This window comes from Schinkia azotoformans LMG 9581 (assembly GCF_000307855.1).
In the GTDB taxonomy this organism is placed as follows: domain Bacteria; phylum Bacillota; class Bacilli; order Bacillales; family Bacillaceae_J; genus Schinkia; species Schinkia azotoformans.
Genome location: NZ_AJLR01000116.1, coordinates 87,283 through 100,883, shown reverse-complemented (window position 1 = coordinate 100,883; position 13,601 = coordinate 87,283). Strand labels below are relative to the sequence as shown.

The 13,601-nt window shown below is 37.5% G+C and carries 10 protein-coding genes; 8 read left to right on the top strand and 2 right to left on the bottom strand.

Features of this window, described 5'->3' with window-relative positions:
• Positions 1–110 precede the first annotated feature (110 nt).
• Both BAZO_RS13180 and BAZO_RS13175 read left to right on the top strand, forming a co-directional pair.
• Positions 111–413, top strand: coding sequence for a hypothetical protein (locus tag BAZO_RS13180; RefSeq protein ID WP_003332075.1), 303 nt, complete (start codon positions 111–113; stop codon positions 411–413).
• Between the two features lie 87 nt (positions 414–500).
• Positions 501–1,433, top strand: coding sequence for a D-2-hydroxyacid dehydrogenase (locus BAZO_RS13175; RefSeq protein ID WP_003332073.1), 933 nt, complete (start codon positions 501–503; stop codon positions 1,431–1,433).
• Between the two features lie 106 nt (positions 1,434–1,539).
• On the opposite strand, the gene ahpF is transcribed toward BAZO_RS13175, so the two are convergent.
• The gene (gene ahpF, locus BAZO_RS13170; RefSeq protein WP_003332072.1) at positions 1,540–3,066 is read right to left on the bottom strand and encodes an alkyl hydroperoxide reductase subunit F; all 1,527 of its coding nucleotides are present in this window, start codon (positions 3,064–3,066) and stop codon (positions 1,540–1,542) included.
• 437 nt (positions 3,067–3,503) lie between these two features.
• Between ahpF and BAZO_RS13165 the strand changes: the two genes are divergently transcribed.
• From BAZO_RS13165 to BAZO_RS13155, 4 genes are all read left to right on the top strand, one after another.
• Positions 3,504–4,373, top strand: a complete 870-nt coding sequence (locus BAZO_RS13165) for a DNA-3-methyladenine glycosylase family protein (RefSeq protein ID WP_003332071.1) — start codon at positions 3,504–3,506, stop codon at positions 4,371–4,373.
• 1 nt (position 4,374) lies between these two features.
• Positions 4,375–4,500: a hypothetical protein gene (locus tag BAZO_RS23225; protein WP_003332070.1), complete on the top strand. Its 126-nt coding sequence runs from the start codon at positions 4,375–4,377 to the stop codon at positions 4,498–4,500.
• A gap of 77 nt (positions 4,501–4,577) precedes the next feature.
• Complete coding sequence (locus BAZO_RS13160) at positions 4,578–4,943, top strand: hypothetical protein (protein ID WP_003332069.1); 366 nt, start codon at positions 4,578–4,580, stop codon at positions 4,941–4,943.
• A gap of 269 nt (positions 4,944–5,212) precedes the next feature.
• Positions 5,213–7,399: a transglycosylase domain-containing protein gene (locus tag BAZO_RS13155; protein WP_003332068.1), complete on the top strand. Its 2,187-nt coding sequence runs from the start codon at positions 5,213–5,215 to the stop codon at positions 7,397–7,399.
• Positions 7,400–7,459: 60 nt separating this feature from the next.
• On the opposite strand, the gene BAZO_RS21250 is transcribed toward BAZO_RS13155, so the two are convergent.
• Positions 7,460–9,610, bottom strand: coding sequence for an EAL domain-containing protein (locus BAZO_RS21250; RefSeq protein ID WP_003332067.1), 2,151 nt, complete (start codon positions 9,608–9,610; stop codon positions 7,460–7,462).
• Between the two features lie 340 nt (positions 9,611–9,950).
• Between BAZO_RS21250 and BAZO_RS13145 the strand changes: the two genes are divergently transcribed.
• Complete coding sequence (locus BAZO_RS13145) at positions 9,951–11,204, top strand: sigma-70 family RNA polymerase sigma factor (RefSeq protein WP_003332066.1); 1,254 nt, start codon at positions 9,951–9,953, stop codon at positions 11,202–11,204.
• Positions 11,205–11,240: 36 nt separating this feature from the next.
• A complete protein-coding gene (locus tag BAZO_RS13140) occupies positions 11,241–13,601 on the top strand; it encodes a molybdopterin-containing oxidoreductase family protein (RefSeq protein WP_003332065.1) in 2,361 nt (786 codons plus the stop codon).

The window sequence follows — 13,601 nt, the reverse complement described above, 5'->3', positions numbered from 1 at the left end:
TAAAATTTTATGGATTATAGTATAAGAAAAGACATCGTAATTTGCCATTATGGGCAAATTACGTGTTTTTCTAATAATCAATGAAGAGTTGGTAAAAGGTGGTGGATGAATTGATTAATCGTGTAACAAAGAAATTGGAAGATGCTCTTCTAGATTGGGATTTGATGACGAAAACTTCAGGGGATGAAGGTGCGGATAACGCCGAAAGGTTTGAGATGCATTTTTATGAGTTCATTGATGAGCTAAAGGTATGGTTCCAAGGTTTACAACAGCCTCCAACCACCATGGAAGAGGCAGAAAATCTTGATGAAATCAAAGACATTATGGAACGTATACCTGCACCGCTTGAACTTAATTTTTATAATGAACTAGAGCTAATTATTGAGGGTAAAGACCAAGTGCGCTATGATTAATTTGGAATTACCTTAACAGTTATGGAAGCAATGGAATCATCTTTTGCTTCCATTTTATTTACATAAGTGATCATGGAGGGTTTTAAAATGAAAATTAATAATATTCTTGTGGCTGGCTTATATGAGGAGATCTTTCAAAAGCACATGCCTCAGACTATTTGTCAAAATTTCCGTTTTGTGGCTATTGATGAAATTACTGAAGTAGACTTGGAATGGGCTGATGCTTATGTTGGTTCTGCCCCTGCCTCCCATTTTGATCTTTCAAAACTTCAATGGGTTCATTCCTTTAATGCCGGTGTGAATAATTATTTAGCGATAGATGGCTGGGAAAAAAATAATGTGGTCCTTACTCGCACAATATGCACATTTGGGCAAAGAATTAGTGAGTACTGTTTAAGCTACATATTAAGAGATCTTCAACATCAAAAATATTTTGAGGAATTACAGGAAGAGAAAAAGTGGGTTCGTAATCCACCGGTTATGTTAAAAGACCAAGCCCTTGTCGTTTTTGGTACAGGCGAAATTGGACAAGAGGTAGCAAGGAGCTTTTCTTTTTTTGGAACGAATGTGTACGGCGTTTCTCAAAGTGGAGCGCAGAAAGAATATTTCCAAAAGGTTGTTACTACCACATCCGCTGCGACAATTTTACCTGAAGCTGATTGGGTGATAAGTACACTTCCTTTAACCAACGAAACAAAAGGACTCTTTAACAGTGAATTGTTCAGTCATTTTAATGATGCTGCTTTTATTAATGTAGGTAGAGGAGCAACGGTAGATGAAGGAGCCCTCATTGCTGCTTTGAATAATGGAAAGATCCGCAAAGCTGTTTTAGATGTCGTGACTATAGAACCATTACCAGATGGTTCACCATTATGGGTTCGAGAGGATGTCACTATCACTCCCCATATCTCAGCGATAACTGACCTAGATGAGGCTGTTACATGCTTCTTTGATACGTTGAAGAAAATTGAACAAAACGAGGCATTGCTAAATAAGGTGGATGTTTCGAAGGGGTATTAGGAGTAAACATTCATGTGGCAAGAAGAAATAGGTTCCCATAAAAAGAAAGTCACTTTACACTAATTGTGGGTGTAAAGTGACTTTCTATTAATAGAAATATTTTTTATCAATGTCTAATTAGATAATCAAAGGCCCCTAATGCTGCGATAGCGCCTGATCCCATTGAGACAATAATTTGCTTATATGGTGTATCGGTGCAGTCTCCAGCTGCAAATACCCCCGGAATATTCGTTGCACCATTTTTATCGATTATAATTTCACCATGTTTGTTAAGTTCGACGGTGCCCTCTAACCATTCAGTATTTGCAACATGGCCTATTTGAACAAATACTCCGTGCAACTCGATATGCTCCTCTTCATTTGTCTCACAATTGATGTAGGTAATACCGTTAACTTTATCAGTGCCAGTAATTTCTTTGATTTGAGCATTCTGGATGATGGTTACGTTTGGTAGACTCATAACACGATCTTGTAGAACGGGGTCCGCTCTTAGTACGGATCTAGCTAAAAGGGTTACATGTTTGACAATTCCCGCTAGGTCAATAGCTGCCTCAACTCCTGAATTTCCCCCGCCAATTACTGCTACATGTTTTCCTGCAAACAATGGACCATCGCAGTGAGCACAATAAGCAATACCTTTGTTTTTAAACTCTTCCTCACCAGGAACACCTGCATTGCGCCAGCGGGCACCTGTTGAGAGGATAACTGTTTTACTCTTTAGAACAGCACCGTTTTCCAGTTCAACTTCAATAAAATCTTTCTTTTCTATTCTTCTAGCACGCTGAAGGTTCATAATGTCAACGTCATATTCTTTCACATGTTCTTCAAGACTTGCCGCAAGCTTAGGACCCTCTGTATAATTCACACTGATAAAGTTTTCAATACCAAGTGTGTCCAAGATTTGACCACCAAAGCGGTCGGCTACAATTCCTGTTCGAATTCCTTTTCGTGCCGCATAAACAGCTGCACTGGCACCTGCGGGGCCTCCACCAACGATAAGCACATCAAATGGGTCTTTATTAGCAAATTCAGAAGCATCCGGAGTATTTCCGAGCTTTGCAAGAATTTCTTCTAATGACATACGGCCACTGCTAAAGAATTCTCCATTTAAATGAACGGTTGGTACAGCCATAATATTTTTACTTTCTACTTCTTCTTTAAATGCTGCTCCATCAATCATTGTATGCGTAATACTAGGATTTAAAAGACTCATCACATTAAAGGCTTGTACAACATCCGGGCAGTTGTGGCAGCTTAAGCTAGCATAGGTTTCAAAGCGATAGTTCCCTTTAATGTTTTTAATTTGATTGATTAATTTCTGATCCACCTTTGGAGCTCTACCACTTACTTGTAATAAAGCAAGCACCAAAGAGGTAAATTCGTGTCCAAGTGGAATCCCAGCAAATGTAATTCCAGTGTTTTCACCAATACGATTGATACTAAAACTAGGTGTTCTATCTAATGTTGTTTTCTCAACCTGTATTTTCGGAGACATGGCAGCCAATTCTTCAACTAAAGCTGTCATGTCGCGTGAAACATCATCGGCCCCAACACTCAAATTAATATGTACTTCACCTTCCATTAATTGTAGATATTGCTCTAATTGCGCTTTAATTTCATTATCTAAAATCATGGTCTTTCACTCCTTATACTTCCTTGAGTTAATTAAATTAATAAATTTTAAAATATTATTCACTTCTTATTTAGAATTATTATAATTATAAATTTATTATTATTTAAAGAGAGTAATTTGTCAACTAAAATCTTAGAAATCACTGGTAATTTTGCTTGTTTATGCGTTAATACAGAAAATAGAATATTATAAATATTCTCAAACAAGAGTTTATAGATGATAATCCTAGTTCATTAACTTTAGCTTGTTCGATTTTCAAGATTGTTCCTCCTTTTCAATTTGGAATCCGGGCTTTATATGAATTAAATTCTATTATATTAAAAAAATGTATGGAAATTCCCAAAATACGAATAATTACAAAGAAGCTTTTACTGAAATTTATTCAAATGAAAATCAATGCTATAATACTGGAAAACTACATAAAGGAATGAAAGTAGATGTGGCAAGAAGTAATTGAAATAGAAGGACCATATCAATTCGATAGGGTGATTGAGCGGCATGCAATAGATCCATTAAATCAAGTAGATTTACAAAAACGGTTGATTAAAGTTCCTATTTTAATAGAAGAAAAAAATCAATATATAGTAGAAGTAACGGGACTTGGTACAGTTAATAAGCCAGTTTTTAAACTAACAGGAAATAACTCAAAACAAAAGGAAGCACAAATTAAGAGGATATCTGAAATTTTCCAATGGAATACTTCTTTAAAACAGGTCAACCGCCATTTTCAACAAACAGATCTTCGTGATCTTTTTCAAGAGCATTTCGGAACACCACTGGTGCTTGATTTTGACCCTTTTAGCTGTCTAGTCAAGTGCATTATTCACCAGCAGTTAAATTTGTCTTTTTCCCATACTCTTACAGAACGTTTTGTTAAAACATTTGGTAACGAAATTGATGGTGTTTGGTTTTACCCTAATCCGGAAATTGTAGCGAACATAACGGTTGAGCAATTACGAGACATGCAATTTAGCAGCAGAAAAGGAGAATACGTGATTGGTATTGGAATAGCAGTTGCTGAGAGGGATTTGGAGTTTGAGGCATTGGCAAGGAAATCGGAAGAAGAGATTTTCAATGAATTAATCAAAATTCGTGGGATTGGCGCTTGGACGATTCAAAACTTCCTTTTGTTTGCCCTCGGGAGACCCAATCTTTTTCCAGCAACGGATATAGGTATTCAAAATGCTTTAAAGAAATTGTATAGGCTTGATAGAAAACCAACATTGGAAGAAATTGAACAATACAAACATAGGTGGGAGCCATATTTAAGCTACGCGGCATTATATTTGTGGCGAAGTATCGAATGAAATGAATAGTGCTTTGAAAGAATGGGGAGTGCCAACAGACCGTATCCATTTTGAATTTTTCGGTCCTGCAGCAGACATCGAAGAACAAACAACTGTTTTTTTCTTTTACATTTACTTTTTTATTTAATTATCTGTCTGCAAAATGGTAAAATTTACGCATAAGGGAGCTTTTTGATTCTTAAAATAACGTAGGGGGGCATTATTATGTCCATTAGAGTCAACGAAAAAGGCTTGGTTTATCTAGATGAAGAAACAATGACAGCAATTTTTGATTGTGTGTATGGTACGGATGGTGGAGGATTACGATCTTCGACAAAACAGTTGCTATGGGAACCGAAGTTTAGGGATTTTGTTAAAACCTTGAATGCACTTCAAGAGTATAATTATCGGTATCGAGCAGATCAAGTAATTGATTTATTTCCCATTTTTGATTCAACGATTGGACCATTTGAATTCAATTCGGAGGGAACAACATTATGGCTTGCAATGGGATTGGCAATAAAGGAGTTGTATGGGTTTAGAAGAAGTACATTGGAGGAATTGCTGAAATTAGTTAAAGTTAAGAAGTGAATATATACCTTATCTATTGGGGGTCTACTAAAGAAAAGTAGACTCCATAACTGCTATCGGACCACCGCTCTTTCCAAGGTACTTTTTTGCAAATGTATGTAATCAATTCCTATTTTAAGTGAAATTAACTATGATGACAAAAAATATTCTGTTATTTTACAAAAAAACCTCAAAAAACTCATGTTCCTTACGAATGGTTTTAAGTATGATATCTTTTCTATCATAATTACTATTCACCTTTGAATAACGAACCATGGGAGAGAACATGAATGTCAGAAGAATACAAATCTCGTCAAGAACGAATGCAAGCCGAAAAAATTAAACAAGCGCAGCAAAATACTAATAAAAAAACGCCTAAAATACAGTCCTTAATGAAAAAAGTGCTCATTGTCTGTCTTGTTCTAGGAATTGTATCAACTGGTGCAGGGGCTCTAACATTCGCCTCCATGATAAAGGATGTCCCAAATTTAGACGCTTCTAAACTAATAGACCCTCTTTCAACGAAATTCTACGATGTAAACGGAAACTTCATTTATGAGTATGGGAAAGAAAAGCGAACAAAAATTACGTATGATCAAATTCCAAAAGTGTTGGAACAAGCGTTTATTGCGACGGAGGATTCTAGATTTTACGAGCATCAAGGTATCGACATAAAAAGAACTGCTAAGGCGATTTTTGTGAACGTTACCGGCGATTTCGGCTCTCAAGGGGGCAGTACGATTACCCAACAAGTAATCAAAAACTCTTTTTTGACGCCAGAAAAAACGTTGAAGCGAAAGGTACAAGAATGGGATTTGGCCAATCAGTTGGAAAAGGAGTATTCGAAACAGGATATTTTAATGATGTATCTAAATAAAATATACTTGGGTAACCGCTCTTATGGGGTGGCAGCAGCAGCAAAGAACTATTATGGAATTGAAGAAAAGGATTTAAATAAAATGACGTTGGCACAAGCGGCCATGATAGCCGGATTGCCCCAGAGTCCGAATAATTATGATCCTACTAAACTGGAAAACATCGAGGCAGCTACCCAGCGCCGTAATATTGTCTTACGGTCAATGCTTCGGGAAGGTTATATATCAGAGAACCAAATGGAAGAAGCGTCTAAAGTTCCAGTTACGGATGGCCTTGTATCCAAGAATAATCAACAAAGTATGCCTTATGAAGCATTTTTAGATGCAGTTGCAAAAGAGGTAATGAGTAAATTGAGAGAAGTTGACATTAGCACGGATGGGTTATCTATTTATACAACCTTGGATCCTAAAGCGCAGGAATATGCTGAAAAAATGTTGAACACGGATGAGATTATTGCCTATCCAAATTCAAACTTTCAGGGAGCCTTCGTTTTTTTGGACACTACAACGGGTGAAGTTAGAGCAATTGGTAGCGGAAGAAACGACTATAAGGCGGAATTTCTAGGGCATAATTTTGCAATCGAAATGAAACGCCAACCGGGTTCGGTATTTAAACCGATTTTTGATTATGGTCCTGCCTTCGAACATTTGAAATGGTCAACTGGACATTTAATCGATGATCAAAAAACGACGTATTCAACAGGTGAACCAATTTCGAATTGGGATCGTCAATATCATGGAATCATGACTATACGAAAAGCCCTGCAAAACTCTTACAACATTCCGGCACTGCTCACATTAAGGGCGGTAGGGGAGGAGAAAGCAAAGACTTTCGCAGAACAACTAGGCATAACTTTTAAAAATGATAAAGTTTATGAATCCTACGCAATTGGAAGTAATACCGTGAGCCCATTGGAAATGGCAGGAGCTTACAGTGCTTTTGGAAATGGTGGGCAATACAGAAAACCGCACTTTGTTCAAAAAGTCGTATTTCCTGATGGAAAGGTTGTTAATTTTAATGAGGAGAAGCCCAAGCAGGTGATGGCGGATTATACTGCCTATATGGTGACAGATATGCTGCGTACGGTTGTAAATGATGGAACAGGTAAACTTGTGAAAGTACCGGGGCTTGATATCGCTGGAAAAACTGGGACAACAAACTTTGATGAAAAAACAGCGGCTCAATTTGGATACCCGGATAATGCAACCAATGATAGCTGGTTTGTTGGATATACACCGCAGTATACAATGGCAGTCTGGACCGGCTACACTGAGAACGGTCAGGGTAACTATATGACCGGTAATACAACGAAAATTGCACACTATATGTTCAAAGCGATGATGCAAACTTTTGGAACAGACGCATCCACTTTCCAGCAACCCGATAGTGTTTATAAAGTGAATAATGAACTTTATATAAAAGGTGTCAGTTCGGCAGAAATACCAATAATACCGAGTATTAACAAAGACAAAAATTGGTCTGAAAATGGAAAAATAAAATGGAAATATAGAGAAAAAGAATTGAAAGAAAAAGAATTGAAAGAAAAAGAGTGGAAAGAAAAAAGAGACAAAGGGAAGGGAAAACATAAGCATGAGGATTAGAACGATTTGAAGCAAGGGCTGATGACACTCACAACAAATCGAATGAGTGTCATCATTTTTTTATTCATTTAGTTCAGATGCTAGAGTGTTCGCTTTTTGCAGCAGTTGGTCCCATTGTTGAAGGAAATTCTCAGGTGCTAGGGGTGGACTATAGAGATATCCCTGCACATGAGTACACTGTTTCTTTCGTAAAATGTCCATTTGTTCTGGCGTTTCTACTCCTTCCGCAATTACATCAAGCTGTAAATGTTGCGCCATCGAAATAATAGTGGATACAATCGTATCATCCTGTTCGTTTTCTGCAAGATCCCTGATAAACGATTGGTCTATTTTCAGGCGGTGAATCGGCAGATGTTTTAGGTAATTAAGGGAAGAATACCCTGTTCCAAAATCATCTATGGCAATTTTACATCCTAAATGTTTGAGATCTTGTAAGGTTTTTGATGCGTGTTCCATATTCATCATCATGCTTTCTGTAATCTCAAGCTCCAAATCCCCGGGTGGTAATCCTGTTTCTAGAAGAATTCCTTTCACCGTTTCGATTAAGTCTTGCGAATAAAATTGGCGAGAGGACAGGTTCACGGCAATTTGAAGGAATGAAAGCCCTTGATCGTGCCACTCTTTTATTTGTCTGCATGCTGTCCGAAGCACCCATTCTCCAATTGGGATAATAAGTCCAGTATTTTCGGCGATGGGGATAAATTCGGCTGGAGAAATGAAACCGTAGCTTGGATGGTGCCAACGAAGCAACGCTTCTACTCCTTGTATTTGACCGGTTCCAATATCTACCTGGGGTTGATAGACCAGACGAAGTTCATTTCTTTGCAAAGCATGATGCAAATGGTTTTCCAAAACAAGACGGTCGAATGCTTTGCCATCCATAGATGGTTGGTACATTTGAAAAGGAACCTGTTGTTGTTGTGCTTCCATAAGCGCCATGTTCGCGTGTTTTAAAAACTCGTCCACCTCAATTTTATTGTTATTATAAACAACACTACCTATAGTTACAGACACGTTTAGGAGAAGATTCTTAACCTGCAAAGGTTCGTTAATTCGACTTTGTATTTGTTTGCACACCGAGATCCACTCGTCTTCTTGATTCAAGCCAGGGTAAATAATTGCAAATTCATCCCCTGTAAGACGTCCAACAAATACATGGGATGGAAATTGTTCTTTTAGTCTGTCTGCAACCGATTTTAGGATTAAATCAGCGATGGAGTGCCCAAGAGCTTCGTTGCTTTGTTTAAATCGATCGACATCAAGAATCAGAAGTGTAAATGGTTTGTGACTTTGCATTTCCTGTGTCAGTTTTTCTTTTATGTAACGAAGATTAGGTAGTTTTGTTAAATCATCGTGGAACGCCATGTATTCAATTCTTTCTTGATATTCTTTCTGTTTTAAAATAGCCTTTTTTTGATTCTCTTTCATTATATTAAAATTTAATACCAATTCACCAATTTCATCCTTGCTTGTTATTTCAATCGGCTCTTGTGTATAGTCTCCACGGGCAATTAACTTTACCTGTTCTGCTACTTGGATAATGGGTTTCGTCATTTTTTTTGAAAACCACAGAATGACAATTACACCAGCAAGTAGTGAGATTCCTAGGGTAAACAACAATATATATAGTACACGATTCGCTCCGGCGTTAAAGTCGGGTAAATACGCCCCGGCACATACAATCCAATCCCAATTTGGATCCTTTTCCGCATAGGTGATTTTGGGGATATGTACATTAGGATTATCTGGCAAGGGCCATTCATAGGTGACAAACCCTCCACCGTTGTTGGCAGCCCTTACGACTTCTTTGGTTGAATAAACACCGTCCGTTGTCTTTATTTCCCATACATCCATTCCTTCAAAGTTTGGGTGTGCAAGTTCAACCCCTGCTGAATTTATAATAAATATAAAGCCGTGTTTTCCTAAGTTCAGGCGTGGATTGATAGGGCGATTCCCGTTCGCATCTTTTTTTCCCAAAATTGCTTCTTTGACTTGTTCCTGGGCATCCTCCAATAAAACCTTTCCTGTTTTTACTTGTTTATCTAATGCTTCAATCATTTCAATAGTCATCCGTACATCGGTTTGTAGGCTTTCAGCCCCAAGAGTTTTTAAACTATTTCTAGAAGATTGATAACCAATAATTCCAATTAATAGGCTCGGTACTGCTAGAAATAGTAAGGACATGATGATAAGTTTTATACGAATGGGCATTCTCTCGGAATCCTCCCTTGATTATCCAATTGATCCAACTACTTCTATTGTAACTTGCAAAAAGAATAATAGAAATAGTTAATAATTATCGTCTGGCGTCCAGTACATTCTGAATGTTTTTTATCCGTAACTTCAAACCGTGCCCCTAACCCTTCCCGCGCTATATGTAACGATTCGGATTCTTTTTTCCGTCGAATGGCAGGATAATTTCTTTAATTTGTCACATGTATTTTAACAATATATGAACCCTCTCCAATTGCAATTTCAAATTGTAGATAGGTATTTTAATATAAAAATAGATCGATCGATAAGCTTTTTCCATATGGAGAGTGTATGTAATATGACACAAATTGATGTACTTTATTCTAATTTTTATAAGGAACTATTCCTATATGTACAGAATAGGATGAAAGACCCTGATTTAACAGAGGAAATTGTCCAAGACATTTTTGTTAAAGTCTGTGAAAATAAAGAATTAATGAAAAATTTAAAAGGCGAACAAACAAAGGTTTGGCTTTTGAAAGTGGCTCGCAACCATTGCATCGATTATTGGAGAAAATCCCAAAAAACTAAGGAGGAAAGTGTGAAACGGGAATTTTTCCATTCTAGTATTCACTTTTTAGATGAAACGATAGAGAGAAAAATTTTTTCGGAAGAACTTAAGAACTTTCTTTTTAATATGTTAAAAAAGTTAAAAAAAAGTCATCAACAAGCCTTGTACCTCTTTGATATTCAACAATTTAGCTACAAAGAAAGTGCAAATCTTTTGGGAATCTCCGAAGAAGCATTTAGTTCTCTTATTAGGAGGGCAAGAAGGGCACTTCTTGAGCAAGTATTGAAAGAGTCAAACCCAGATGTTTTAAAGTTGCCATTAACAGGATATGAATTGAAAATGCTGCTTACATGGTTTGATATTACGGACTTTCCTTCTAATATAGAAGCGAAAATTTCATTGAAGACAAAAGACTTCTTTAATGGTTTCAACCAGAACTTTGACCCTTATAGACAAAAATGGTATCCGAAGGAATTGGAGGATTATTTACTCTCGTTTGTTCTTTTAAATAAAAGGATGATAGCTGCTGATTTTGGATGTGGAACAGGGACTCTTACTAAAAAGCTCAGTCCTAAAGTTTCAACAGTATATGCAGTTGATAATTCAAGGGAAATGTTAAACAAATTAGCAGGATCAGTATGCAAACGGGGCCAGGGGAATATTTATCCCTTGTATGCGGATGTATGTGAAGAAATGAACAAAATACAGGAATCCATTGATATTGGCTTTTGTTGTATGGTGCTTCATCATATTTTTAACCCGCAAACAGCATTAACAAATATTGCTAAGACTTTGGTTCCTGGAGGGAAACTCATTATCGCGGATCTTGTGTTTACAAATAAAAACTGGTTGTTCAAGGAAGCCCATGATTTCTGGTCTGGTTTTAAAGTAAGTCAGTTACGAAAATGGATTAAGGCGGCAGGTCTTGAAATTGTTGATATCAAAGAAAATCATTCCTATCATTTTCAGTTTATGAATCATGAAGATGAAAATGATTTAATTCAAGTCCCTCTACTATCTGCTTGTTGTGTAAAAAAATAATAATTCTATTAAGCTCTTTCAAGGGAGTGAACATGCATGAATATGGACAATGATCATGAAAATCTATTAAACAAAAAAATGACAAGAAGAACGTTATTAAAAGCAACTGGTACAGTGGGTGTTGCTACTGCTATCGGTGGTGGAAGCTATCAGCTTATTAAAGATGCGTTTGATGATCAAGCAAAAGCTTTTGGTGCTGAAATTGAAAGTTTTGAAACATTCCGTTCAAGTTGTTCAATGGAATGCTTGCATTGCAATTTAACGGCGTTTGTTAAGGATGGTAAGTTAATAAAGGTAGAAGCCAGTGAAGATTTTAATGTGAAAGGCTGTCTGCGGGGCGTTAGCCGCTCACAGTGGGTAAATAATCCTGATCGGTTAAAAATGCCCTTATTAAGAACCGGGAAAAAAGGTTCAGGCGAATTTAAAGAGATTTCATGGGAGGAAGCTTTAAGCTTAATCGAGGATAAAATAAAGGAAACGATGAAAACAATCGGTAATAAAGGCTTGCTGTTGGAGACAGCTTCGGGAAATATGGATGCGATTAAAAATTCTATAGCCGGCGCATTTTTTAATTTTCTCGGTGGAGCTACGCGTCCTGAAGGTTCGCTATGCTGTTCGGCAGTGGCTGCTGCGATGAACCCGATGGTGGGATTTCGTTACGTTGATACTCGTGATACGATTCGTGACAGTAAGTACATTATTTGTTGGGGAAACAATCCTGCTGTAACAATGCAGGCTTATTTTAAAGAATATGAAGAAGCAATGAAAAGTGGTGCAAGGCTTATTGTGATCGATCCACGTTTTAGTGAAACGGCTGCTAGAGCAGATGAATGGATCCCGATCGTTCCAAGTACAGACACCGCTCTTGCATTAGGAATGGTAAATATTATGATTCAGGAAAACTTAATTGATCGTCCTTTCCTAATTAACCATACTGGTGCGGTCTATTTGGTAGATGAAAAAGGAGGTCTGGTTCGCGAAAATTCAGAGGATCCAGATTCATATCTTGTGTATGATACGGAACGAAATGCACTTGTGCGACATGATGTCAGTGGGGTTAAGCCAGCTTTAAGCAAAGATGAAACAGAGCTTCCTAATGGATATAAAACAGTATTTGATTTAATAAAAGAAGAGGCTGCACAGTGGACGACGGAAAAGACGGAAAAAGAAACAGAGATTCCAAAAGGTACCATTATACGTTTAGCACGTGAGTATGCAATGAATAAACCTGCTATGATTATCCAAAATATGTCTGGTGCACAAAGGACAGAGTACGGTACTTATGTAGCAGCAAGTCAATTTTATCTGGCCTTGATTACAGGAAACATTGGAAAACCAGGTACTGGCGTCTGTGACGCTGGCGGAGTAACCCAATTTGTAAAAATAAATTCTCCTGTTGATGCACCAAAACCGACAGCGGAAATAAAGAATATACCAGTTGCCAAAATAGGAGAATCTGTTTTTAATAGTGATCCAACAGAAATAGGTTTTTGGTATATTATGACAACAAGTCCAATGACACAAATACCCAATACAAATATGGTACGGAAAGCTCTAGAAAAGGTTCCATTTGTCGTAGTTGCTGATAATTTGATGACATCAACAGCTCTTTATGCAGATTTAGTTTTACCAGTTACGACTATCTTTGAGGATACGAGTTTGATGGCAGGTATTCGTAGCCACTACATTCAATTAATGGAAAAGGCGGTAGAGCCACCAGGAGAGGCAAAGCCTGATTATTGGATTTTCACACAGTTAGCTAAGAGATTCGGTTTTGGAGAAGCTTTTGATAAACCGATAGAAGAGCTTATTCAAAATTGCTTAGTAGGAACAGGAATTACAATTGAGCAATTAAGGAAAGGACCGGTTAAGCCAGTGCCAACCCCATCAGTTCCTTTTAAAGATGGCCAATTCCGTACGTCAACAGGAAAGGCACACTTTTTCGTTGAAGATTGGGAGGCTAAGGGCTATAGTCCAATCGTCACCTATATTAGGGCCGATGAGTGTATTAAAAATAAGGATAATAAATTAGTGGAAAAATATCCGCTGATGGCTGTTCAGTATAAAATGCCTAGAAGTATTCATTCCAGTTTTAGCACACTGCCATGGTTAAATGAAGTACATCAAAGTCAACCGGAAACACTAATTCATCCGAATGATGCTAAAAAACGAGGAATCAAAAATGGCGATAAAGCAGTTGTCTATAATGATAGAGGGGAACACCGTGTCGTTGCAGTTGTAACTAGTCATATAAAAGAAGGAATCATAGGTTTGCAAAATGGATGGTGGGAGCAGCAAGGCGGAAGCAGTAGCCATGTTACAAATGATAAGGTTGAACCACTTGGAACGGGGCAAACATGTAATAATTCTCTTGTTGAGGTAAGGAAGGAGGGTTAA

Excerpts from the sequence above, each read along its gene's own strand:
- BAZO_RS13175 (WP_003332073.1), top strand. The coding sequence starts at position 501 with ATGAAAATTAATAATATTCTTGTGGCTGGCTTATATGAGGAGATCTTT.
- ahpF (WP_003332072.1), bottom strand. The coding sequence starts at position 3,066 with ATGATTTTAGATAATGAAATTAAAGCGCAATTAGAGCAATATCTACAA.
- BAZO_RS13165 (WP_003332071.1), top strand. The coding sequence starts at position 3,504 with ATGTGGCAAGAAGTAATTGAAATAGAAGGACCATATCAATTCGATAGG.
- BAZO_RS23225 (WP_003332070.1), top strand. The coding sequence starts at position 4,375 with ATGAATAGTGCTTTGAAAGAATGGGGAGTGCCAACAGACCGTATCCAT.
- BAZO_RS13160 (WP_003332069.1), top strand. The coding sequence starts at position 4,578 with ATGTCCATTAGAGTCAACGAAAAAGGCTTGGTTTATCTAGATGAAGAA.
- BAZO_RS13155 (WP_003332068.1), top strand. The coding sequence starts at position 5,213 with ATGTCAGAAGAATACAAATCTCGTCAAGAACGAATGCAAGCCGAAAAA.
- BAZO_RS21250 (WP_003332067.1), bottom strand. The coding sequence starts at position 9,610 with ATGCCCATTCGTATAAAACTTATCATCATGTCCTTACTATTTCTAGCA.
- BAZO_RS13145 (WP_003332066.1), top strand. The coding sequence starts at position 9,951 with ATGACACAAATTGATGTACTTTATTCTAATTTTTATAAGGAACTATTC.
- BAZO_RS13140 (WP_003332065.1), top strand. The coding sequence starts at position 11,241 with ATGAATATGGACAATGATCATGAAAATCTATTAAACAAAAAAATGACA.